The organism is Pedobacter terrestris, from assembly GCF_052343045.1.
GTDB lineage: Bacteria > Bacteroidota > Bacteroidia > Sphingobacteriales > Sphingobacteriaceae > Pedobacter.
Window position 1 is genome coordinate 81,070 of record NZ_CP180264.1, and the last position, 25,374, is coordinate 106,443.

General features: G+C 38.1%; 20 protein-coding genes. 6 read left to right on the plus strand and 14 right to left on the minus strand.

All coding sequences use genetic code 11. The features are described from left to right. Positions 1-151: 151 nt before the first annotated feature. Positions 152-2,467, minus strand: coding sequence for a TonB-dependent receptor (locus ACJVDH_RS00500; protein ID WP_443945624.1), 2,316 nt, complete (start codon positions 2,465-2,467; stop codon positions 152-154). Between the two features lie 532 nt (positions 2,468-2,999). Then, positions 3,000-3,368, minus strand: a complete 369-nt coding sequence (locus tag ACJVDH_RS00505) for a YccF domain-containing protein (protein WP_443945625.1) — start codon at positions 3,366-3,368, stop codon at positions 3,000-3,002. 116 nt (positions 3,369-3,484) lie between these two features. Here ACJVDH_RS00505 and ACJVDH_RS00510 point away from each other — a divergent pair, with 116 nt between their 5' ends. Further along, entirely contained in the window at positions 3,485-3,811 is a 327-nt protein-coding gene (locus ACJVDH_RS00510) for a hypothetical protein (protein ID WP_443945626.1), read from the plus strand. 105 nt (positions 3,812-3,916) lie between these two features. Here the strand turns inward: ACJVDH_RS00510 and ACJVDH_RS00515 are convergent, their stop codons facing one another. Further along, complete coding sequence (locus tag ACJVDH_RS00515; protein ID WP_443945627.1) at positions 3,917-5,116, minus strand: DUF1501 domain-containing protein; 1,200 nt, start codon at positions 5,114-5,116, stop codon at positions 3,917-3,919. 25 nt (positions 5,117-5,141) lie between these two features. Then, on the minus strand, positions 5,142-6,584 hold the full coding sequence (locus ACJVDH_RS00520) for a DUF1800 domain-containing protein (RefSeq protein WP_443945628.1): 1,443 nt from the start codon (positions 6,582-6,584) through the stop codon (positions 5,142-5,144). A gap of 75 nt (positions 6,585-6,659) precedes the next feature. Between ACJVDH_RS00520 and aat the strand changes: the two genes are divergently transcribed. Further along, the gene (aat, locus tag ACJVDH_RS00525) at positions 6,660-7,295 is read left to right on the plus strand and encodes a leucyl/phenylalanyl-tRNA--protein transferase (RefSeq protein WP_443945629.1); all 636 of its coding nucleotides are present in this window, start codon (positions 6,660-6,662) and stop codon (positions 7,293-7,295) included. 30 nt (positions 7,296-7,325) lie between these two features. Here aat and ACJVDH_RS00530 read toward each other — a convergent pair whose 3' ends face one another. The 7 genes from ACJVDH_RS00530 to dapF form a co-directional block, all read right to left on the minus strand. Continuing rightward, positions 7,326-8,108, minus strand: coding sequence for a 3-keto-disaccharide hydrolase (locus tag ACJVDH_RS00530; protein WP_443945630.1), 783 nt, complete (start codon positions 8,106-8,108; stop codon positions 7,326-7,328). A 64-nt stretch (positions 8,109-8,172) separates the two neighbouring features. Then, positions 8,173-8,487 (minus strand): YgaP family membrane protein, encoded by a 315-nt coding sequence (locus ACJVDH_RS00535; protein WP_443945631.1) that lies wholly within the window; start codon positions 8,485-8,487, stop codon positions 8,173-8,175. 76 nt (positions 8,488-8,563) lie between these two features. Further along, positions 8,564-11,455 carry a DEAD/DEAH box helicase gene (locus tag ACJVDH_RS00540; RefSeq protein WP_443945632.1) on the minus strand — a complete coding sequence of 964 codons (2,892 nt, stop codon included), beginning with the start codon at positions 11,453-11,455 and terminating at the stop codon, positions 8,564-8,566. Positions 11,456-11,680: 225 nt separating this feature from the next. Then, positions 11,681-13,081, minus strand: coding sequence for an efflux transporter outer membrane subunit (locus ACJVDH_RS00545; RefSeq protein WP_443945633.1), 1,401 nt, complete (start codon positions 13,079-13,081; stop codon positions 11,681-11,683). 10 nt (positions 13,082-13,091) lie between these two features. Further along, positions 13,092-16,268, minus strand: coding sequence for an efflux RND transporter permease subunit (locus ACJVDH_RS00550; protein WP_443945634.1), 3,177 nt, complete (start codon positions 16,266-16,268; stop codon positions 13,092-13,094). 43 nt (positions 16,269-16,311) lie between these two features. Beyond that, entirely contained in the window at positions 16,312-17,478 is a 1,167-nt protein-coding gene (locus tag ACJVDH_RS00555) for an efflux RND transporter periplasmic adaptor subunit (RefSeq protein WP_443945635.1), read from the minus strand. A 409-nt stretch (positions 17,479-17,887) separates the two neighbouring features. Next, a complete protein-coding gene (gene dapF, locus ACJVDH_RS00560; protein WP_443945636.1) occupies positions 17,888-18,676 on the minus strand; it encodes a diaminopimelate epimerase in 789 nt (262 codons plus the stop codon). A 241-nt stretch (positions 18,677-18,917) separates the two neighbouring features. Between dapF and ACJVDH_RS00565 the strand changes: the two genes are divergently transcribed. Then, positions 18,918-20,468, plus strand: a complete 1,551-nt coding sequence (locus tag ACJVDH_RS00565) for a trypsin-like peptidase domain-containing protein (RefSeq protein ID WP_443945637.1) — start codon at positions 18,918-18,920, stop codon at positions 20,466-20,468. A gap of 54 nt (positions 20,469-20,522) precedes the next feature. Here the strand turns inward: ACJVDH_RS00565 and ACJVDH_RS00570 are convergent, their stop codons facing one another. Next, complete coding sequence (locus tag ACJVDH_RS00570; protein ID WP_443945638.1) at positions 20,523-20,864, minus strand: four-helix bundle copper-binding protein; 342 nt, start codon at positions 20,862-20,864, stop codon at positions 20,523-20,525. 240 nt (positions 20,865-21,104) lie between these two features. On the opposite strand from ACJVDH_RS00570, the gene fumC reads away from it, so the two are divergent. Genes fumC through ACJVDH_RS00585 form a run of 3 tightly spaced genes read left to right on the plus strand, consistent with a single transcriptional unit; the run spans position 21,105 to position 23,875 of the window. Beyond that, complete coding sequence (gene fumC, locus ACJVDH_RS00575) at positions 21,105-22,502, plus strand: class II fumarate hydratase (RefSeq protein ID WP_443945639.1); 1,398 nt, start codon at positions 21,105-21,107, stop codon at positions 22,500-22,502. Positions 22,503-22,554: 52 nt separating this feature from the next. Further along, on the plus strand, positions 22,555-23,067 hold the full coding sequence (locus tag ACJVDH_RS00580) for a fumarate hydratase (RefSeq protein WP_443945640.1): 513 nt from the start codon (positions 22,555-22,557) through the stop codon (positions 23,065-23,067). A gap of 1 nt (position 23,068) precedes the next feature. Further along, positions 23,069-23,875, plus strand: coding sequence for a S1/P1 nuclease (locus ACJVDH_RS00585; protein ID WP_443945641.1), 807 nt, complete (start codon positions 23,069-23,071; stop codon positions 23,873-23,875). Between the two features lie 150 nt (positions 23,876-24,025). Here the strand turns inward: ACJVDH_RS00585 and ACJVDH_RS00590 are convergent, their stop codons facing one another. Next, a complete protein-coding gene (locus tag ACJVDH_RS00590) occupies positions 24,026-24,424 on the minus strand; it encodes a hypothetical protein (protein WP_443945642.1) in 399 nt (132 codons plus the stop codon). A 161-nt stretch (positions 24,425-24,585) separates the two neighbouring features. Then, positions 24,586-25,371 carry an indole-3-glycerol phosphate synthase TrpC gene (gene trpC / locus ACJVDH_RS00595; protein ID WP_443945643.1) on the minus strand — a complete coding sequence of 262 codons (786 nt, stop codon included), beginning with the start codon at positions 25,369-25,371 and terminating at the stop codon, positions 24,586-24,588. Positions 25,372-25,374: the final 3 nt, after the last annotated feature.

Sequence of the window (25,374 nt, forward strand, 5' to 3'; positions counted from 1 at the left end):
TGTTGCAAAGTTATTTAAAATTAATCTAAATAACCTGTTAAATCAATTTAATTTTAAAAGCATAACCGCAGTAAAAGTTTTGGGAAACCTTTGGGTATAAAAACAGAAAAGAGGCCAAAGCCTCTTCTCCTGTTTTATGATTTAATAAATGTTATTTAACCAATGCAAATGGAATATATAAGCCAAATGTGATGTTTCTACCTGGATTGTATACGCCCAAATCTGGATTTTCATAACTAAATCTTCCTGGTTTGAATCTGCTTAAAGCATCATAATATTTTTGATCCAATAAGTTATTTGCCGAAACGGACAAACGTACGGGCTGTTTGCCGAATTTAAAGGTTGCACCAATACCGGCATTCAACAACGTATAACCGCTTGTTGGTGTTTCAAAAATTTGATCTACTCTACTTTGTTTAAATGCAGAATTTATACCAACCGATAAATACGCATCATTTGTACCTTTTAATTTAGGTTCAAAACGCAATTCGTTTCTCAAAGTTCCGGCAGGTGTAAATGCAAGTGGCTTGTTTAATGTTGTGTTTTGTGCATGTACGTAGCCAAAAGTATTTTCGAAGTGAATGAATGGTACCGGATGAATGGTCAATGTAGCTTCTGCTCCATATAAATTGGCATTGACCTGGCCGTAACGATAAACTGGGAAAGTTGTTCCATCAACATCAATGGTTTCGCCATTGTTGGAGGCGTAAATAAAATTGTGGATGTAGTTGTTGTAAATACTTGCACTTGCGCTTACCATTTTTCCTTCATATTCTAATGAAGCATCTACCTGGTAACTGCGCTCCGGACTTAAATTTGGGTTTCCAACTTCATAACGGAAAGTACCTTCATGAACACCGTTTGAGCCAAGTTCTGCCGGATTTGGCGCGCGGAATGCAGAACCCGCGTTTGCTTTAAAGTTCCATTGCTCGCTAAACTGATGCGTAAAACCCAAAGCTCCACTTACATTTGAAAAGTTATTTTTAAATGGCGCGAACAATTCCTCACCATCTTCTAGCAATTGTTTGCCTGTATTCTTTCTGTAATCGTATCTTGCACCAACACTAAACGTACTGTTTTCCCAGTTTTTCTTTGCATAAGCAAATACACCAACGCCGTAAGTATCATAAGCAGGAACTAAAAATTCTGTTCCTTTGTTCTGGCTATTGCCAGCATCGGCACTTACACCAAAAACAGGTTGCCATCCATTGGTTTCGTGGATGTAATATTTCAAATCTGCATTATATGTTTTCAGGTCGAAAAATAACGATGGATCAGGGCCATCTTCTAATTCTCTGCGCTGGTTTTGTTGAAAACCGAAATCGGCCTTCAAATTTCCATTGCCTAAAATAAAGTTATTGTTTAATGCAATTTTGAAATGTCTGATGTCCTGACGGGGATATGCCAAGTCGCGGCTTTTATAATCGCCGGTAATAAATGCAGATCCATCTTCTTTTACAAAGTTTCCATTATCATCTGTATCTCCTTCAAAAAAACCAATGTTGTTTCTAAAGCTAGATACATTTAAGTGAGTATAACCCCAGCTTTTGTTTAATCCAACCATTCCGCTTATATCGGTTTCATTAAAACCAGAATTTGGAAAATAACCGGTTGGTGTTTTAAATGAGTAGGCATTTTTATACGTGCCACGAGCTCTCCAAACAAAACCATTCTGGTTTCCGGTAAGCATCAACGAATTTGCGGTTAAGCCATTGTTTGTAGAATAATTGCTGATAAACTCTCCGTTTACCTGGCCTTCTGGTGCAGTACTTGGCTCAAGTAAATTGATTACACCACCAAGTGCATCAGAGCCATACATTAACGAAGCCGCGCCGCGTAAAATTTCTACACGGTCTGATTTGAATTGATCAATTTCGATACCGTGCTCATCGCCCCATTGCTGTCCTTGTTGTTTAATACCATCGTCTAAAGTTACAATACGGTTGTAGCCCAAACCCCTGATTACGGGTTTTGAAATGGATGGTCCGGTTGTAATTTGCGATACGCCTGCAACTTTTGCCAACGCATCAATCAAATTGGTAGAAGGCTGCAACAATTGATCTTTCCCTACAACTGCAGAAGATGCACTGTTTCTTTTGCTGGTACTGCTAATTAAACTTCCGGTAATTACAACCTCTCTGGTTTCTATTGCAGTTGGCTGCAGTTCAAAATCCAACGCTCCGGAAGCAGCCAGATTTACAATTTTAGTTGCAGTTTTATAACCAACGTAATGCACTTCAATAAGGTAAGATCCTTTCGATGGCAAATTGTTCAATGTAAATTCTCCATCATTGTTGGTTACTGCAGTAACTTTTAAGTCTGGTATATAAATGGTTGCTCCAGGGAGCGATTGTTGTGTAGCGGCATCGATAACCTTTCCTTTAATATCTTTTAAAACGCTCGCAAACGCAGTTGTGCTGAGTAAAGTATATAGAATTACAAGGCCAATAAGCTGTAATTTTTTCATATTTATAATGTTAAATAGTAAATTTCCGTGCATTTGCGCTGATGCAAATTGCCGGATCTTATAAGAAATAAAAAATTAGACTACGCGTAATTATGGCGTTTCTGAATAAGGAATAATTACGATAAAGGAGGCCCGCGGAGAAAACAGCGCTTAATTTGAACAAAAGAACTTTTTAAAACAGGCGCTGTCGGATTAAATATCTTGGCTGAAAGAAAAACCCTGTACACATTATGTGTTTGTACGTAATTCTTTTCAAAACTTGCATTACAGATTAAACAATTTTCTGCACTGGCTTTAACATGAGTAATGTGTTTGCAGTTTTTTTCGTTTTTTATAACAGGAAGCGGCTCATGATGGTGTAAAACACTCCAAGGCGTTAGTGCAATAGCAAAAACAACCAGCATAATTGCTGAGAGATATTGTTTAATATGTTGTTTATGCTTTTTCAAGTCCGCTAAATTAGGAAATACAAATTGAATTTGTGTTTCTAAAAGGTAACATTGCTTTTATAAGCCAGCATAAACGGATTTTATTAGCTGATTGTTTTCCCGAAAGGCGTAAAAGCCAGGTTCATTAATTTGAAATGCTGCCTGCCGAATGGAATCCCGATGATGGTAATGCAAAGTAAAATCCCGAAGAAGAAATGCGTTAAAGCAATCCAGAAACCACCACAGCACAACCAGATTACATTCATCACAGTAGAAAGACAACCCGTGTTTGAAGAGGTATCTGTTATCCGTACACCGAAAGGCGCAAGTCCGACTATTGCAAATTTGAAACATTGAATGCCAAATGGAATGCCTACAACCGTAAGACAAAGGATTAAACCTCCAATAATGTATTCAAAAAAGATAAAAATGCCGCCGAAGATAATCCAGATAATGTTGCCTAAAAAATTCATATCAGTTATTTAACTATAGATCGGCTCAGGCCAAAAATGTTACAATATATGGATTTAAGGGTCTTTGTAGGTTTAGAGCTTCTTGCTATATTAGGCAAATACTAATATATTCCGATATGAGAAAAATCATTTTTTTAATGATCGTCCTTGGGGCGTTCGTTATAGAAAATCTTTGCGCGCAAACCGTTAGTGGTTTTAAACTTGCAGATATTAAAACAGAATACGTAGAAGCTGCTGTTACACAATTTTCAAAAACTGCCTGGATTAATCTGGATTTCGGCCAGAGAGTAAGCGATAACTTCGTTCGAACAGAGGATGGCAAAAAATTGGAATATAGCTCTGGAATTGAATTTGTCAATAAAATGGCCGCTCAGGGTTACGTACTTTTTCAGGCTTATACCACACCATCGGGGCAAAAAATATACATTCTCAAAAGAAAATAGGTGATAACCTTCGGCAACCGCCTTTTTGATTTTAAAATATAATGTTAAGAGGCCATTACATCCAATCAATATTATTGATGAAACAGCCTCTTGATTACAAAACCGTTAAATAAAATCCAGTGAATTAAATTTTTTATTCAGGATATCTGCATTGTTTACATCAAGCCATTTATCGAGGATCGTACCATAAACTTCTCTAAAATCAATCTGGTACTTTAAGTCGCCAGTATCAAGATCTGTTAGATTAGGCGCGGCATTAAAAATGCCTTGTTTTTTTAATCTTCCGCCAAAAACAAACATATTGTTTGCTGTGCCATGGTCGGTTCCATTACTCGCATTTTGTTCTACACGCCGGCCAAATTCAGAAAATGTAATAACCAGTGTATCATCAAGTTTGTTGTTCGATTTCAGGTCTTTGATAAAAGCAGCCATGCCTTCGCTATATTGTTTAAGTAAATTGCCTTGTTGTCCAATCTGGTTTACGTGTGTATCAAATCCACTTAACGAAACGTAATAGACGCGGGTTTTTAATCCAGATGAAATAAATTTCGATACCGTTTTTAGCTGATTGGAAAAGCCGGTTGTTGGATAGGTAAATTTTGACTGGTATACTTTTGAGGTATTTTGGATGTAACTAGCCGATGAGGAGGTTTCAATCATCGTTTTATATAAATAGCCCAAATTGTCTTCATCCAGATGTTCTTTATCATTTTGAAGCATGGATTTGAAAAATGGATCATTAGTATTGCGGAACAATGCCGCTGGATCTTTCAATGCGATGCCTTTTTTAGATTGCCCTTTCAGCGCCAGTGATAAAGAATCGTCTACTTCAATTGCCGTATATGGAAACTTGCAGGTTTGGCAATTGCTATCCAGATATCGGCCAATCCAACCGGTAGAAAGAAACTGACTGCTATCGCTACCCGTTTGCCAAATATCCATCGATCTGAAATGTGAACGGTCTGGATTTGGATAACCCACGTCGTTAATGATTGTCATCCATCCCTGATCATAAATTTCTTGCAAAGCAGCCATGTTCGGATTTAGGCCCTGCATATCATTTAGTTTTATAATTTCTTCGGGTTTTATTGCAATACTTTTTCTTTTCTGATAATAAATATCATTACCGAAAGGAATTACCGTGTTAAGGCCATCATTTCCCCCAGAAAGCTGTACCACAACAAGGTTTTTATAAAGCGATAATTCATCAAGCGCCATCGCTTCCAAAGGTTTCATAAACGCAGGAACAAATAACGATCCGGCAGCTACAAAACCCGTATTTCTTAAAAAATTTCTTCTGTTCATCTCGAATTTTGGTTGATTGTAAAACTTAACAGAGCTGATATTCTGGCATGCTGGTTATCTCTACTGCAGTATTTCTTAAACCTTTATTGTCTTTAACCAATGAAGTGATTTTGTTAGTTATTTTTGGCTGAAGTAAGAAATCTGCAAGCGCTACCGGGCTTAAATCTTTAGGAAAAGTGTCTAGAAATTTTGGCCAATCCGCCTTTGCATCAACAAAAGATTTAGGTTTTGCTTTAGTATTGGCATTTGCTGTCGCATTTTTATTGAGTGCAATTACCGCTTCATCTTCCGGATCGGCTTTGCCGCTGAAATCAATCTGGCCATCATTTAAAACCAGCGATGGAATACGCATTCTTAACATAAGCGAGGAACTGTCTATCCAATTTTGCCCGCCAGGCCAGCCCGCAACATTTGGCGGATTAAACAGGTATTGCCCCAAACTGCTTTGCAATTGAATTAATACCTGAGGTTTGTTGTAGGTGACAAAAAACTCTCGACTTAAACCCACTAAAAATTCTGCCGGAGATTTAATTTTGTTGCCTGTATTTTCTGTGCTGTAAAACCAATCGGCATTAAAAAGTTTTTTCATCAATGCGGTAATGTCATATTTAGAGTTGTAGAAATGATCAGCCAACTCCTTTACATGTTGTTCATTTACCTGATCGTTTACAAAAAACTTATAAATTTTTCTCGAAATAAATTCGGCAGCCACAGGTTTTTCCAGAATAATATCAATAATGTTTTCGCCATCAAGATTTCCGGTTTTACCGAAAAATGTTTTAGTTCCGGTATCGTGTTGGTTTTGTCTGAAGATGAAAGAACCATCTTTATCATACATCCATCCCGTAAATGCGCGTGCAGATTCTTTAACATCTTGTTCGGTATAATTGCCGCGGCCAAGCGTAAAAAGTTCCATCAACTCTCTTGCAAAATTTTCATTTGGATGGTCTTTTTTATTTTGTTGGTTATTCAGATACTGCAACATGGCAGGCGATTTAGATACTTCAAGAAGTAAAGTTTTGAAACTCCCAAGTCCATTTGCCCTTTGTATATTATTCAGCTGTTGTGCAAAATATGGGTTGTTGCTTCGGCAGGCAAAATGGCCATGCCAAAACAGCGTCATTTTCTCTCGTAAGGGCGTTGGCGTGTTAATCATCCGTTCTACCCAGGCAATATTCAAATCGCGGCTTACTTCATTTTGCATCCGCACAATTTCTTGCCTGGTTTTCTTTTCCTCTTCTGTAAGATCCTTTTTTGCATACAGGCCAGCTTGTACCAACAGTTGTCGTTTAGATTCAAAATTGTCTACCTGTTTAAGATCGTCATTTTCTTTCGGCGTTTTTAAAAGCGTATCGATTACTTTTTCGGGTTTTTTGTGGCTTAATTTTTTCAATTCGGCATAAGAAATGCCAAAGGCCGCACGGTTGTAGAGATGCTTTACTTTATAAAAATTGTCATTTGCATTCATAGTGGGATGATTTTAAGCTTTTTGACATATTTAAAACGTAAGGGTTTAATGTTTGTTTTCTTGTTATTTTTGTGCATGTTTTTTCAACTGCCCGATGATGAATTGATTTTTCCAGATCCTGCGCTTGCAGAAGAGGATGGTTTGTTGGCCATTGGTGGCGATTTAAGTACGGAACGTTTGCTTTTAGCTTATCAGAACGGAATTTTTCCCTGGTTTAGTGAAGGCGAGCCTATACTTTGGTATTCGCCACATGAACGTTGCGTAATTTATCCCGATAGGATAAAAATCAGTAAAAGCATGAGAAAGGTTATGGCTTCCGGAATTTTTGAAATCTCCATTGATCGGGCTTTTGCCGATGTGATTTACAATTGTGCCGAAACACCAAGAAATGGACAGGAGGGAACGTGGATTACAACTGAAATGCAGGAAGCTTACGTTGCATTACACCAAAAAGGTTATGCCCACAGTGTTGAAGTCTGGATGGATAAAACGCTGGTTGGCGGTTTATATGGAATAAAAGTTAACGATGTTTTTTGTGGCGAGAGTATGTTTAGCCAGGTAAGTAATGCATCTAAAGCTGCGCTGATTTTTTTAAGCGAACTGAATGTAGATTTAATTGATTGCCAAATGCCCAATGATCATTTAATGAGTTTGGGTGCGGAAATGATTAAACGCGAGTTATTTGTCCAATACTTAGGTGCAAAAAAATAAAAAACCTGCAGTTGCCTGCAGGTTTCAGTATTATAATTCTCTAACCCAGATATTTCTGTAGCTAATCGGCGGACTCGGATCTCCGTGATCTTGTAGTTTTATAGATGCTTCTCCATGTTTTTTGTACTCTGGTGCACCAATCCATCTGGTTTCTCCTTTTAGTACGTAGTGATTTTGAAGCAAAACACCATTTAAAAATACTGTCACATTTGCCGGCGTCTTTACTGTTCCATCTTCATTAAAACGTGGCGCATTCCAGATAATATCGTAATACTGCCATTCACCTGGTTTTTTATTTGCGTTTGCCAGGGGAATACTTTGTTTGTATACACTTCCGGTTTGGCCATTTACGTAGGTTTTGTTGTTGTAGTTGTCCATAATCTGGATTTCGTAACCATCATCGCCACCACCGGTTGATGCCAAAAACACACCGCTATTGCCACGTGCCTGACTTTCGCCAGTTATATTGCTTGGGATTCTCCACTCCAAATGAAGTTGGTAATCGGTAAATTTCTTATTGGTTTCAATATTTCCAGTTCCTTTTTTTACCGTGAAGAAACCATCATCAATGGTCCAGCCGGCAGGTTTTGAAGCATCTTTTACAGAGTGCCATGCATCCAGATTCCGGCCGTTAAACAATACAATTGCATCAGAAGGTGCATCTTGCGGTAAATTGCCCGGCGTTACAATTTTCGGTACGGGTTCCCATACCTCTGTTTTTGCGGCTTCTTTTGCCGGATCATTTTTTTTATCCTGTGCCAATGTTTGCATTGCAAATAAAGTAGGGATGAATAGTAATGCGTACTTGCTCATAATAATGGTTTAACATTTAAAGTTAACCAGTTTCTTAACAAATGGAAATTTAGTATTGAATTTATTACGACAAATCATCTACTACATAGGTTTCTTTTACAATGATTTCGTCTGGAATGATTTCTTCTTCCTGTTCAACAAAATCTTTAACAGGGCAATATCCTGTAATTCCTCTAAATAGAAGTCCGGCGCCAATTGCGGCTCCCGTAAGTCCAATTACCGGGTGGCGGAATAAGCCTGTTAAACCTTTAATAAGTAAATAACTTCCTGTTGCGCCAGATAACCAGCGTTCTGATGCAGAAACATTTTGAAAAAGTTCTGGATATTTTAGTGCGTCTTTTACGTTTTTAAGAACGATATCTATTTTTTGAGCTGCCATGTTTATGTTTTTTGTCCAAAGGTTTAACAATAGTTAGGCTTCAGAGTTTTAACATTAACAATTATTTACATGACGCCTAATTTAGAATTTCGCGGATGTCATCTTTACTTAATGATTTAAAGAAACTTTCTTCTGTAGTAATTAAAGAACTGGCTAAAGATTTTTTTCTGTTTTGCAGGGCAAGAATTTTTTCTTCTACAGTATCTTTAGCGATGAATTTGTAAATGAAAACCTTTTTTGCCTGGCCTATGCGGTGTGTACGGTCAATAGCTTGTTGTTCTACCGCCGGATTCCACCACGGATCAAGAATAAATACATAATCTGCCTGCGTAAGGTTTAAACCCACACCTCCAGCTTTAATAGAAATCAGAAATACTTTGAGATCAGTATTTTGCTGAAATTCAGAAACAATTTCTCCGCGGTTTCGTGTTCCACCATCTAAATATGCGAAAGGAATATTTTCGCGTTCAAAGTGTTTTTTAAAAATATCGAGGTGTTTTACAAACTGCGAGAAAACCAAAACTTTATGACCGCCTTTTAAAACGTTATCTAATGTGTGGATCACGTTCTCAAACTTGCCAGAGTCTGAAACGTAAGAACCATCAATCATTAACGGATGATTGGCCAGCTGCCTTAATGCGGTTAATCCTTGCAGTAGCTGAACTTGTTTTTGAGCAAAAGTACCATCATCCATACTTTGAAGTAAATCGTTCCGGTAGGCAGATTTTGTTTTTTCATAATATGCTGCCTGATCTTCGCTCATATCACAATAAATTACCTGCTCTGTTTTTGGAGGCAATTCTGCCGCAACCTGCTCTTTTGTACGTCTTAACACGAAAGGTTTGATGAGCGACTGCAATTTTCTGGCTTTGTCTTCATCTTTCTTTTTTTCAATTGCCTGAACGTATTCTTCGTAAAAGAAAGCCTGTGTGCCCAATAAACCCGGATTCAAAAACGTCAATTGCGACCAAAGATCGCTTACGGAGTTTTCTACAGGAGTACCACTCAAAATTAGTCTGTGCCGCGATTTTAAACTGCGTACCGCTTTGAAAGATTTTGAAGATGGATTTTTTATATTCTGGCTTTCATCCAGAATGATGTAATTAAAATAGAAACTCTTTAACTCATCAACATCTACGCGGGTAACGCCATACGTAGTTACAATAACATCATAATTGGCAAAGTTGGCTACATCTTTATTTCTGTTAGAACCGGTATGTGCCAGTATCTTTAACTTGGGTGTAAATTTCTTTGCTTCCGTTAGCCAGTTGTAAATGAGCGATGTTGGCATTACGATTAAAGATGTGGTATGAGAACCAGCCAAATGATCGTCTTCCTTTGCTTTCTGCAACATAGCCAGTGTCTGGATGGTTTTACCCAAACCCATATCATCTGCAAGGCAGCCACCAAAATTATACTCGCGCAAAAAGCTGAACCAATTGTAGCCTGCTTTTTGATAATCGCGCAAATGGCCTTTAAAATGTTCGGGCATTTGCGTATCGGCAATATCCTCAAAATTGGATAAACGTTGTAGCTTCCGCTCAAGCGTAACATTGGCCAAACTGTCTTCAGCCAAATCATTAATTAAACCAATGTGGTGTTTTTTAAGTTTCAGGTTTTCGCCGGTTTCGGCAAGACTAAACAAACTTCCATATTGTGTAAACCACTTTTCTGGTATAATTGCCACTTCACCGTCTGGAAGTAAATATTCTCGCTTTTTGTGTAATATATGTTGTTTTAAAGAGAGGAAAGGGATTTGATATTTGCCAAACCAAACAACGGCATGAATATCAAACCAATCGTTTCCTTCTTTAATTTCAAGATCTATTTTACTGGCACCTAAAACAAATCTTTTCTGCCCGGTTGCCTGTTCAATTTCAAAATCAGCTGCTTTTAAAATTTCAATATGTTCATTTACCCAGTTAATTGCCGCATAACTTGGATTGTCTTCTTCATTTGCAACTTCCAGGTTGCTGAATAAGGCACTTGCTTTTCGCAAACCCAAGCTAAGCAAAAGGTTAAATTGTTTTTTCTCCCAGTCTGCAGATCGTTTTATGCGGTGGAAAATATAATCGTCGCCAATTTTTTCTAAACGAACGGTTACTTTATGTGCGTTTTCTACAGAGAAAGTATACTCGCCATATTTAAAGTATAACTGAATTTGAGAAATTCCACCATCTACGTACAAAACCTTGATTACCGGGATGGCTTCAAATTGTTCTGTTCTAATTTCAAATCCTTCAGCATACACATGGTGTTTTTCAATCAGCGGAGCTACAAATTTTTCGAAATAAGTGGCTTCTGTTGCTTTTGGAATGGCAATGTATCTTTTTGCTAAAAAGGGTTGCAGTTTTTTTCCTTCAATATCCTGATCAAAAAAATACAACACATCATTTAATAAAAGCCATGCAGGTTTATTGCTGATGATCTGTGCATCTTTAAACATAAATTCGATACGCAGATTTTGATATTTTATGGTTGGGAAATAGCGTGTTTCAATTTCATTACGTCTAAAATGAAAGAGGATAGAAGCAGGCTGATCGGCCAGTTCAATTTTACGCTCAACCGGCCAGCCATCTTTATCCATCAAATACAATTCATCATGTACTTTCATGATTTCCAGCGCTTCACCTAGTTTTTTTTCAATTTTTGGCCTTACAGTTTCATAAAATTTACTATCGAAAATTTTTGTGAAAAATTCTGTAGGGCGGATCAGCTTCTTATAATGTTTTTTGATTAATGCATCTTGCTCTATATCGTCAAGTAATTTAATCAGTTTATAATCTACATCCGTTAAACAAGATTTAAATTCTTCAGCTGTGCTGGTAAAAATACGCTGGTAGGTGAAAGAGAAATCGCCATGCGGATTTAATTGAACAACATGAGGTTCAATTAAATAGCCCAAATACTCATGTTTGCACAAAGAGTATACAATTTTACAAGGTTTTGAGCTATCTACGCGTAACATTGAAGATGATGAAAATTTTATTTAATTAGTCGCTTAAAAAACTTTAAACATACAATATTTTGGTATCACATCAAAAAAAAGTGTGTCTTTCAGGTTAGAAAAACACATTTTTATGTAGAATGACGAGAATATGAGAAACACAAAAAGTAGCTGAAATTTGATGATATAAAAAAGGGCATCTTGAGTTAATCAAGATGCCCTTTTTAGCAATATTGCTTTTCCGGGTTATTTCCAGCCGCCACCTAAAGCGCGGTAAAGCTCAACTACGGATTGCAGTTTCTGCAAACGATCATTTATAGAACTTAGTTGCGCAGTAAGTAAACTTTGCTCAGATGTTAAAACATCTGTATAGTTGGTTGCAGAACTAAAACGCAACAATTCTTTTGTAAAATCTACTGCTTTTGTTAGCGATTCGATTTGTTTCGCACGAGTGATTTCTTTTTCTTCTGCGGTTTGATAGGCATACAAAGCGTTAGAAACTTCTTGTCCGCCGGTAAGCAATGTTTGCTGAAAAGCGAAGAACGTTTGTTGCTGAGTCGCTTGTGCTGTTCTCAAACGTGCTTTATTCTGGCCATTTGCAAAAATCGGTTGTGTTAGTCCGCCAATCAGATTGTAGAAAATTGAATTGTCGAAAAAGTTTTTCAATTGCAAGGTCGAAAGTCCGCCTGTGGCGGTTAGTGTTAACGAAGGATAAAAATATGTTTTCGCAAGATTGGTGTTTTCAAATGCAGATCTGAATTCAAATTCTGCTGCAATTACATCCGGACGATTTTGCAAAAGCTGAGCAGAAACACCGGTTTTTAAATCGCTGTATGGAATTTGCTGATCCAATGTTGTTCTGTTAATGCTTCCTGGTGCTTGAGCCAATAAAACATTCAATGCATTTTCGCCTTCTTTAATGCTTCTTTTTAAATCCGGAATGGTAACCTCTGCAGCATATAAATTGGCTTCGCTTTGTACAACAGCTGCGCCATTTACAATTGCACCATCTTTTAATGCACGCATGGTTTCTACGTCACTTTTTCTGATTTCTATTGTTTGCTCTGTAATTTTTAGTTGCTTGTCTAAAGCAAGTAAATTGTAATAGGCATTTGCAATTGAAGAAATTAATTGCGTTTGAACAGCTCTTTTTGCCGCATCTGTTTGTAATAACGTTGCATATGCAGCTCTTTTAGCGCTGCTTAATTTTCCCCAGATATCTGCTTCCCACGCCGTACTTAACTGTGCTTTGTAGGTTTGTGTTTCCAGGTTAATACCAATTCCTGCCGGAAAATTTAATGCAGCCGCAGATTGTTTTGCATCTGTAACCGATAAATCGCCTTGTAAGCTCGGTAAAAAAGCGGCTTTACTTTGTCTCAACGTTGCATCGGCAATTTTTATGCGCTCAATAGCCTGTTTTAAATCCAGGTTTTGATTTATGCCTTGCTGAATCAAGGTTTGTAAAGTGGTATCTGAAAACAAACTTTTCCACGGCAAATCTGCCATGGTTGTTGTATCAGTCGTATTTTGCCCACGGTATAATTCATCTTTAGTAAGCTGCGGGCGTGTGTACTTTTGGGTTACACAGGCGCTCAGACTCAGTATGGCTACACCGATAAAAATTGAATGCTTATATGTGAATTTCATATTCTTTAAATTAATGTTTGCTGGTAGTAGCCAATTTATATTCTTCTTCACTTTGCTCGTGGTCTACACCTTCATTGAATGGAGACTTATTACTTACTCTTTCCTGTAAACTTTGGAATATGATAAATAACGCCGGGATCACAAATACTCCGAAAATTGTTCCAATTAACATACCACCAACAGCACCTGTACCAATTGATTTATTTCCGGCTGCACCTACGCCGCTGGATAACATCAATGGCAATAATCCGAGGATAAATGCAAAAGAAGTCATCAAAATCGGTCTTAAACGTGCCGTTGCACCATCAATTGCCGAGTTTACAATACTCATCCCTTTTCTACGTCTATCCACTGCGTACTCTACAATTAGAATTGCATTTTTGGCCAATAGACCTACAAGCATAATTAATGTAATTTGTGTATAGATGTTGTTATCGATTCCGAAGATTTTGTCAAAAACAAATACACCGGCCAAACCAACAGGTAGTGAAATCAATACTGCAAAAGGCAGGATATAACTTTCATATTGTGCGGCAAGTAAGAAATACACAAAAATTACGCAAAGTAAAAAGATGAAAATGGTTTGACTACCACTGCTGATCTCCTCACGGGATAATCCAGAGAATTCATAACCATAACCTGCCGGAAGTGTTTTCGCAGCTTCTTCTTGTACTGCGGTTAAAGCATCTCCTGAGCTGTATCCAGGATTCGGGTTACCAGTAATAGAAATTGAAGTAAATAAGTTGAAACGCGAGATTGCCTGAGGTCCGTAAACTTTTGTCAGCTTAATAAATTCAGAAACCGGAGCCATTGTACCGCTCGAATTGCGCACGTAGATGCTTGTTAAACTTTGTTCGTTGGCTCTGAATTGTGCGTCGGCCTGATACATTACCCTGAATTGTTTCCCGAATTTATTAAAGTTAGATGCATAAACACCACCATAATAACCTTGTAAAACACCCAGAACATCCGTTACCGTTAAACCTGCCTGTTTCACTTTCGCAACATTTACCTCAATTTGATATTGAGGAAAGCTTGGATTAAATGAAGTTGCAGCGTATTGAATTTCAGGCCGCTTGTTCAGCGCTGCAAGAAAGGAATTTCCGATATCGTTGAATTTATTGATATCGCCACCTGTTTTATCCTGAAGCTGGAATTCAAAACCTCCACTTGTACCAAAACCCTGAATGGTTGGTGGAGCAAAGAAGATGATTTTTGCACCTTTAATGCTTGCTGTTTTAGCAAACAACTCGCCGATGATGGCTTTAACATCACGTTTTCTTTCATCCCATGGATGTAACCTTGCGATAACCATTCCGTAAGAACTTCCAGAACCACTGATCAGACTTCTCCCCACAACTCTAAGAGAGTTTTTAATTTCCGGAATAGTATGTACGATACTGTCAATTTGCGCAATTACCAGATTTGTCCCTTCCTGTGAAGTTGAAGCCGGCAAGGAAATGTCAGACATAATTGTACCTAAATCTTCATTGGGCACAAAACCTTTAGGTGTTGTACTCATTGTCCAAACCAAAACGGCAGTAAATACCACAATTGCAACACCAACAATCCATTTTGCACGAGACAAAAAGCTAACTGATTTTTTATATTTCGCAGTTACACTATCGAAAGCTGTATTAAAAGCACCGTAAAAACGTTGCAAGAAATTTTTAGATTTTTCATGGTCGTCTGCATGTGGCTTAAGGAACAATGCACACAAAGCAGGACTTAATGTTAAAGCGTTAATGGCCGAAAGGATGATGGAAATAGCCAGTGTTAAACCGAATTGTTTATAGAATACACCAGAAGATCCGGAGATAAAACTCACCGGAATAAATACAGCCGCCATGACTAACGTAATCGATATAATTGCTCCGCTGATTTCGTCCATCGCATCAATAGTTGCTTTTTTAGCATCGGTATACCCTTCATCCAGCTTGGCGTGCACCGCCTCAACCACAACAATCGCATCATCTACCACAATACCAATGGCGAGTACGAGGGCGAAAAGAGTTAATAAATTGATGGTAAAACCGAAAAGACTAAGGAAGAAAAAAGTACCTACAATAGCCACCGGAACACTGATTGCTGGAATTAAGGTAGAACGGAAATCCTGAAGGAAAATGAACACTACAAGGAAAACGAGGATAAACGCTTCTACCAAGGTGTGAATTACTTTTTCGATTGATGCATCAAGGAAATCATTCACATCAACCAATGTAGCGTAGTGAACGCCGTTTGGGAAAGTTTTTTGTGCTTCTTCCAAGGTTTTGATTGAGTTTTCGATTACTTCCTTTGCGTTAGATCCGGCAGTTTGGTTAATGGCAATACCCAATGCGGCTTTGCCATCAAAACGTACACTACTGGCATAACTTTGTGCACCCAGTTCTATACGTGCAACGTCTTTTAGACGCAAGGTTTGTCCGTTTGCATTTGCACGGATAATGATGTTGCTAAATTCAGTTTCGTCTTTTAAACGACCTGTATATTTTAGCGTATATTGAAAAGCCTGGTCTCCAAGTTCACCAAATTGGCCCGGAGCTGCTTCTACGTTTTGCTCAGCAAGTGCAGTGTTCACATCTTCCGGCACCAAACCGTAAGTTGCCATTACATCTGGTTTTAACCAGATCCGCATGGTGTAATCCAGCGTACCGAAAGCACTTGCATCACCCACACCATTAATACGTTTAATTTGAGGAATGATGTTGATGTTGGCGTAATTTTGAAGGAAAGTTTGATCGAAAGATTTATTGTCACTGTAAATAGCGAAAATCAATACGTTACTTGCCTGTCTTTTTGCTGTGATTACACCAGATTTTGTAACCTCTGCAGGAAGTAAACTTGTTGCACGTGCAACCCTGTTCTGTACGTTTACTGCAGCCAAATCCGGGTTTGTACCCAACTTAAAGTTGATTGTAATGGTTGCAGAACCGTCATTACTTGCTGTAGAGGTCATGTATGTCATATCTTCTACACCATTTATTTGCTCCTCAAGCGGAACTACTACACTATTCATTACCACATCGGCATTTGCGCCCTGGTAAGATGTAGATACTTGTACGGTAGGCGGAGCAATCTCGGGATATTGCGATACCGGAAGTGTGGCTAAGCCTAAAACCCCCAGAATTACAATAATGATGGATATTACCGTAGATAAAACCGGCCTCTCTATAAATTTCTTAAGCATATATTCTAATTCATCCGATTGTTAATCGGTAAGTAAGCGGATATTATTTCTTTAATTCGGCATATACCGAATCGGCACTTTTTTCTTCAGGCTTAATCTTGGTATTGTCTCTTAATGACTGAAAGCCTTCCAAAACAACTTTATCGCCTGCCTTTAATCCTTTGGTTACCACGTAAAACTTGCCTTTGGCCAATTGATTCACTTCTATTTCTGTATTCATTACTTTAGAAGAATCACCCAATACATATACAAACTTTTTCCCCTGCACATCCATTGTTGATTTCTGAGGAATTAAAATTGCATTTTCCACGTGCTGAGGAATTCTTACAGATGCACTCGCCCCGGTTTTCAATAAAGCAATTGGATTTGGAAACGTTGCACGTAAGCTGATAGATCCAGTGCTAGTGTTAATTTGTCCGATGATAGATTCAACCTTACCGTTTTCAGCGTAAGTAGTTCCATCTGCCAATACCAGGCTAACCGGTGGTATATTTTTCATCTGCTGACTCAGCGTTTTTCCATTATATGTTTTGGAAAAATCTAATATTTGTTTTTCATTCAAAGAAAAGTAGGCAAATACCTTAGAAATATTAGAAACAGTAGTTAAAGGTTCAGTACTTGTACTGCTTACCAAACTACCTGTTTTAAAAGGAATAGTACCAATTACGCCGTTTACCGGGCTAGAAATGGTGGTGTAGCCTAAATTTACCTGCGCATTTGCTAAAGTGGCTTTGGCTTGTGCCAGTGTAGCTTTTCTGCTTTGTAAAGTAAGCTGGGCAGATTGAAGTTCGTATTTGCTAATGATGTCCTTATCAACCAAAGGCTTGGTTTTGTCCACCTGAAGCTGCGCCGCATTAACATCTGCTTCTGCACTGCTAATTGCTGCTCTTGCTGTTCTTACTTCCTGCTCGTACTGTGGAGCATTTATTGTAAATAAAACCTGACCTTTCTTTACAACCGCACCTTCATCTACAAATATCTTTTCTACAAAACCATCAATTTTTGGGCGAATATCAATATTTTGAACGCCTTCAATTGTTGCTGGATAGTCAGAATCGAGTGTTGTTGATTGAGCCGATAATGTAAATACCGGATAGGCTTGTGGTGCAGCTGCTGCTTCGGCAGATTTTTTCGCATCATCGTTATTGCCGCAAGATGCTAAAAGCATCCCGATGCTTATACTTAAGAGGAGAGTTGTTCCTTTTCTCATGGATATTCTGTGTGTTTAAATTTTTTAATTCCGGAAGTTGAAAGCGATACGGTTTTGACCTTGGATTCACTTTAAAAACGCCCAAAAATAAAGCCTAAAAAAAAATAAATCTGTCCAAATTCTGTCATTTAATCAATCGATTGATTTATTTTTGCTGAAATAGGTTCTTTTTTCGAGTTTAAGTCTTTGATATTAAATGACTTATTTGGTTTTTTTAAGGTTGTTGTAATCTGTAATTATATTGCGACAGATGTTAAATGCTGTTAAAAGTTACAGTATTAGGATGTTTTTTGGTACATAATAATGTTGTTATTTCTACTCATTGTATGGTTTTTAGGCAAGTATTATTTTTTCAACTTTAGGCAGAATAACAGGTATATAAATTCCTTTTGCAAGGGTATAATTAGTGTTACAGTTGATCAACATCACCTTCAAAAACCAGTTTTGCCGGGCCACATAAAAATACGTTGTTAAAAGTGGTGCCATCATAGTCAAACTCTACGCGGATTTTGCCACCCAAGACTTCAATATTGGTTTTAATATGGCCCGTTTGGTTTTTGTGTTTTGCCATAGCCATTGCAACCGCAGTTACGCCGGTACCACAGGCATAAGTTTCATCTTCTACGCCGCGCTCATAGGTACGCACAAAAAGATGATCGCCTTTATCTTCCACAAAATTTACATTAATGCCTTCGGTTTTATAAGTTTCGTTGTATCTGATTTTTTTCCCTTCCTGAAATACATCGAGGTTTTTCAAATCCTCTTTCAGCTCGACATAATGTGGAGAACCTGTATTTAAAATATAGGCTTCAACATCCCGTGTTATGGTATTTACATCAATCATTTGTAAATCAACCCAATCTCCATTTTCTGAAATTCTGGCATAGTGCGGTCCATCAACTGCCAAAAAGTTTGTTTCATTGGTGATGATGCCCAGATGTTTAGCGAAAGCCACAATGCAACGCCCACCATTTCCGCACATGCTTCCTAACTTGCCATCCGCATTAAAATAATGCATTTCAAAATCGTACTCGGCGTGCTTTGTTAAAAACATTAATCCATCTGCCCCAATACCAAATCTACGGTGGCAAAGCTGCTCAATGTAATCGTTATCGACATTTTTTATCGGAGATGCAGTATGGTCTATTAAAATAAAATCGTTGCCGGCGCCTTGATATTTATAAAAATTGATTTTCATTTATTCTTCATTTTGATGTACAATATTTGAGATGCGCAATTCGATTGATCTGGTATTAAAATGTTAATTTAACATTTTTTAACACCGATTATGATGTTTCGATTATGCAAATATCGTTCTTATGGTATTAAATTTGAATAATCTAACGAAAGAAATTTAAGCAGGCGAATAAAGTAAGAGCATGCTGCTTAAAGGGAAACAATGCTCTGCAATCTTTTAGAATTATTAATCTAATAAGCAAATGAAAAAGATACTAGGAATTACAGTTTTAGCTGCATTTATAGGTGGTGCGGCTGCAGTTGGAGGTTACAAACTTTTTGAACGTAACCAGGTAGGCGGGACAATTTCTGAAAAACAAGATTTGTATTTTGCCAACAATCCACTAAAAGTTTCATCGGCAGGAACTGCCGATTTCACTCAGGCGGCCGCCGCAGTTGCACCGGGAGTCGTTCACATTAAAACAACATATGCTGCGGCAAGTGGCGGTAGAGGTTCATCTTCTCCTTTCGATATGTTTGATGATTTCTTTGGCGGCGGCGGTCGTCAAATGCAACGTCAACCAAGAGCAGCTTCAGGTTCTGGAGTAATTATTAGTCAGGATGGTTACATCGTAACCAATAATCACGTGGTAGAAAATGCCGAAAAAGTGGAAGTGGTTTTAACCGACAGACGTAAAGTTGAAGCGAAAGTAATTGGTCGCGACCCAAATACCGATTTAGCACTAATTAAAGTAAATGCGAACAACCTTCCGGTAGTAAAAATGGGAAATTCTGATAATGTACAGGTTGGAGAATGGGTTTTAGCAGTAGGTTTTCCGCTAGATCTGAATACAACAGTTACAGCAGGTATTGTTAGTGCTAAAAACAGAAGTATTGGTATTATTGGCCGCGAACAACAAGGCAATGAAATAACTGAAGAAGAATATAGAGAATACCAACGTACAGGTAAAAGACCAGATCGACCTGCGAATACGAGTATCGAATCTTTTATTCAAACAGATGCTGCTATTAACCCTGGGAATAGCGGTGGTGCTTTGGTAAATGCCAGTGGAGAATTAATTGGTATCAATTCTGCGATTGCATCACAAAGCGGATACAACCAAGGTTATGGATTTGCAATTCCAGTAAATCTGGCTCGTAAAATTGTAGACGATTTTATGAAATACGGCTCAGTTAAACGTGGATATATCGGTGTAAATTTTGTTCCGCTTAGTGCTGATGAAAAACCAGAAGGCATTAAAACCAATGAAATTAGTGGTTTATATGTGAATGATGTTGTTGATGGCGGTGGTGCTGCGTCTGCAGGAATAAAATCAGGAGATGTAATCAAAAAAGTTGATGGTGTAGTAATCAATGATTCTCCAGATTTGCAGGAACGAGTTGGTCGTTTAAACCCTGGCGATAAAGTTAAACTTACTGTGTTGCGTGATGGAGCTTTAAAAGATTATACCGTAACCTTAAAAGGCGAGGCAAGTGTAGGTTTAACAGCAAATAAGGCGAGTGAAAAAAGCGTAGAGGTTTCGAAATTAGGGGCCACATTTGCACCGGCAACCGCCGCTCAAAAAACTAAATACAGAATTAACGGTGGTGTTGTGGTAACTTCTGTAACTACCGGAAAAGCTTTTGATAATATTGGTGTAGAAAAAGGATTGATTATTACAAAAGTAAACGGACAAGCAGTTAATTCAGTGTCTGACATACAGAAAGCATTGCCCCAAACCAGAAATGGTAATGTGTATATCTCAGGCGTGAGTGAACAAGGTACATTTAACTTTAGCTTCCCGGCACAATAACTGAAAAGCAAATAAGAAAAGGCTTTCGATTTCAAAATCGAAAGCCTTTTTTGTTTAGTCCTGTTGTATAGGTTCATGATTGGCGTGGCAAGCTTGGGCGCATTCTTCACAAGCAATAGCACATTGCCTGCAATGTTCGTGATCGTGTTGCCCACACTCCTCCGCACATAGCCTGCAAATTTCTTCACACAATAATAAATACTGACGGGCAATCGCAGAGTCGCGTTGCAACAATCTTGCCGCTTGGGTGCAGATATCCGCACAATCGCGATCCAGGCGAATGCAATTAATCATCATTTCCAAATCCTCTTCTTTTAAGCAAGAAGTTGCACAATGTTCACATGCCAATGCACAATCTAATAAAGTTTGGATGAGCGCACTATTTCTATTTTCCATTTTAATACGATTAAGTGAATAATTGTTCTGTTGTTATATTAACCGAATTGTTGTAGAAAGGGTTTTTGAAATGAAATCTTACCTGTGTTTAGAAAGTGTGAAGCGAACAATTATTATACTGACAACAGTTTGATAGAACGCCGATTTCTGGATTATATCATCTCTGTCTAAATATCGAAGATAATACCTTGCTTTAAAGCCAAAAAAACTAAATTTGCCTAACAAAAATTCAAAATGATTATGAGTTTCAGAATAGAACACGATACCATGGGTGAGGTTCAGGTGCCTGCCGACAAATACTGGGGTGCACAAACCGAACGCTCACGCAATAACTTTAAAATCGGGCCGGAAGGTTCAATGCCAAAAGAAATTATTCATGCTTTTGGATACCTTAAAAAAGCGGCTGCATTAGCCAATACTGAACTTGGTGTATTGTCTGCAGAAAAAGCAGAATTGATTGCCAAAGCTTGCGACGAAATTATTGCCGGAGAATTAGACAGCGAATTTCCATTGGTGATCTGGCAAACCGGTTCTGGTACACAAAGCAACATGAACGGTAATGAAGTTATCGCGAACCGCGCACATGTGATCAATGGTGGTCAGCTTTCTGATGATAAAAAAATTCTTCATCCAAATGATGATGTAAATAAATCACAATCGTCTAACGATACTTATCCAACTGCAATGCACATTGCAGCATATAAACTTACCGTAGAAAATACCATTCCAGGGTTGGAAAAACTTAGAAATACACTGGCTAAAAAAGTTCAGGAGTTTTCTGGAATCACAAAAACCGGCCGTACGCATTTTATGGATGCAACGCCATTAACACTCGGACAAGAGTTTTCCGGTTATGTTCAGCAAATTGACAACAGTATCCGTGCAATTAAAAATGCATTGGTTATGGTTGCAGAACTTGCTCTTGGCGGTACAGCTGTAGGAACAGGTTTAAATACACCGAAAGGTTATGATGTACTCGTAGCACAAAAAATTGCCGATTTAACTGGTTTACCTTTTGTAACTGCACCGAATAAATTTGAGGCACTTGCTGCACATGATGCAATGGTAGAACTTTCTGGCGCTTTAAAACGTACATCTGTAGCGTTGATGAAAGTTGCAAATGATATTCGTATGTTAAGTTCTGGCCCGCGTTGCGGAATTGGAGAAATTGTAATTCCAGACAATGAACCGGGATCATCAATTATGCCAGGCAAAGTAAATCCGACACAACCAGAAGCTTTAACAATGGTTTGTGCACAAGTTATGGGTAATGATGTTGCAGTTTCTATTGGCGGTGCAACAGGCCACTTCGAACTTAATGTTTTCAAACCTTTAATTGCCGCAAACGTTTTGCAATCTGCACGTTTAATTGGCGATGCTTGCGTTTCATTTAATGATAAATGTGCAGAAGGAATTACTGCAAATTTACCTGAAATTGAGAAACACCTTCAAAATTCATTGATGCTGGTAACAGCTTTAAATCCGCATGTTGGTTATGAAAATGCAGCCAAAATTGCTAAAAAAGCACATAAAGAAAATAAAACACTTAAGGCCGCTGCGGTTGAGCTTGGTTTGTTAACAGAAGCTCAGTTTGATGAGTGGGTACGACCAGAAGATATGGTTGGCAGCTTAAAATAATTTACAATACAGCCGGTAAAGCAATGCTTTACCGGTTATAAAAAACCACTTGATGCAGAAACGCTATCCGGCAATACAGCTTGCGTATTTTTTTCTTTTTGCAAGCTTATTCTTTTCAGCTTGTGTGGCAAGTCCGAACGTTCAAGGGAAAGGCTCAGACGCTGTACAAGGCGTTTGGAATGAAGATTCTGTTGCGTTTAGCTATAAGCTGAGTAATTACACCCAACACCATTTTAAATTTTCATGCGATTCTGTTTACATAGATTTTGTAACGCACAGCAAAGTCAATTTCTATGAAGATTCTTGCTACAACAATGGGATTTGGAATGAATATGCTAAAGGCGTTTACGCTATAAAAGGCGATACTTTATTTGTTGGCGCGACTTTTACCCACGAAAATTATAAACAAAAAATTTCTGGCTGCTATCGCATTGGGCGTTACGACCGTAATTTCCTGATTAAAAAGTTAACCGCCGATACCTTGCTGCTGGAAAGTTTAAGTGATCAGCGCCAGATTGAAATGATTCTGAAAGAAAAAACAACTTGTGTACAAAAAGAACTTTAAAATGAAACAAACATTAAATGGTACAAAAACCATCCTTGTACTTATACTCGCTTGCTTATTGTATATGCCAATGCGCGCCAATGCGTGGGGCATGCTTGGGCACCGCATTGTTGGTGAAGTAGCAGATAGTTATTTAAAGGCCAAAACCAGAAAAGCAATTGCAGGGATTTTAGGCAGTGAATCTTTAGCGATGTCTGCCAACTGGGGCGATTTCATTAAATCGGACTCTACGTACAACTACATGTACAACTGGCACTTCGTAAATCTTCCGGCAGGATTAAACAAAGATGGCGTGTACAATTTCCTCGAAAAAGAAAAAGGACCAAATGTATATTCCAAGATTCCAGATCTTGTTGCGGTATTGAAAGATAAAACAAGTCCAATTGATCAGAAAAAACTGGCAATCCGTATGTTGGTACATCTGGTTGGCGATTTACACCAGCCAATGCATACCGCCAGAAAAGAAGATTTGGGCGGAAACCGTGTTTCTGTTTTGTGGTTTAATGAAAAATCTAACATCCACCGCGTTTGGGATGAACAGTTAATCGATTATCAGCAATTGAGCTATACGGAATATACCAGATACATCAATCATCCGTCGGCAGTTCAATTGTATAACTGGCAAAATACATCGTTGAAAGATTGTGTTTATGAATCTTATCTGGTTTGCAACAAAATATATGAAACAACCAAACCCGATTCTAAATTAAGTTACCGTTACAATTTTGATTGGATCTCTACATTAAATGAGCAATTGGTTAAAGGTGGCGTTCGTTTAGCGAAAATCCTGAACGATATTTACGCGTAAAAAGAACCTGTTTGAAAAAAGAAGTAATGCCCTGACGATAAGTTGGGGCATTTTTTTGAGCTGTATAAAACGCCAAAATAAAAAGGGCAATCAAAAAACCCAATTTACATCAGATTTTTTGCTGCCCTTAATTGCTAATTTAGATAATTTTTATTGCTGAAAAGAGAATGTTGTGCTTGCGCTCAGAATCTGTCCAGTCGATTTTCCTTCTGCTTTCATTACGCCGTCTACCCAAACTTGCATGGTCAACGTAGAATTGGCATCTGGTCCGGTAGCATTTACAGCACCACCAAGCACAATTGCTGAAGAAGAAATGGTGTATTCAGGACTTGTCCACGTAGAGCCACTTAGACTTGTAAAGCTTTCAGTTGCACCCAATCCGGTACTCACTACCGCTACACCGATATTTGTACCCGAAGAACCGACAGCTTTGTAAACCACTTTATGGGTAGAACCCGATGGGGTTTCATCATTGTCTTTCTTGCAAGAAAACAAAAAGGTTAAACTAAGAATTAAAGCTAAGGATAGTGCTTTGGAAATGTTTTTCATAGGTAGATAATGTGTTTTAATTTCTACCTGCAAGAGCCAAAAATGCGCCAAAAGAGGGCTTTTTAACAAAAATACCCATAAGCCAGTAGAGTGTACTACTGGTTTATGGGTATTTTTTATATAATTGTTGAAAAAATGTACCTGTCTAAAAAACAGACAAATTATTTCATTTTCTGTACAAAATCACGGATCGCTTCTCCAGGATTTTCTGTTTTCATGAAGTTTTCTCCAATTAAAAAACCATTAAAACCTGCAGCTTTCAATTGATTTATAATTTTCGGATCACTAATAGCACTTTCAGAAATTTTCAAAAATTCACTGGGTATTTCATTTACGAGGTCGAAAGAAGTTTGGATGTTTACCGTAAAATCTGCAAGGTTGCGGTTATTTACGCCAATTGCATCTAAATCTCCACAAATGCTTCTTTCTAATTCATCGTGATTATGCACCTCTAGCAGCACATTCAGGCCGAGATTGTGGGCAAATTTTCCAAATTGTTTAATTTGCTGCGGTGTTAAAATTGCGGCAATTAATAAAATAATGTCTGCACCCCAGGCTTTTGCTTCGAGAATTTGGTATTCATCAATCATAAAATCTTTGCGGAGAATCGGGATGTCATTCGCTGCCCTTGCCGCGAGAATATCATCGGTTTTACCTCCAAAAAAGTCGACATCTGTTAGCACAGAAAGCGCAGATGCGCCCGCTGCATTATAGGCTTGAGTTACTTCCGAGACATCTGCAGTGCCGTTAATTAAACCTTTGGAAGGTGACCGTCTTTTAAACTCTGAAATAATACCCGTTCTGGTTTCATCCAAAAGAAAATCTTTAAAAGAATACGTTTCGCGTTTAAAGTGAGTTGCATTTTCGAGCTCGGAAACCGAAATCATCGCTTTTGCATCTGCAACTTCCTGCTTTTTGCGTTCAACAATTTTATCTAAAATGTTCATATG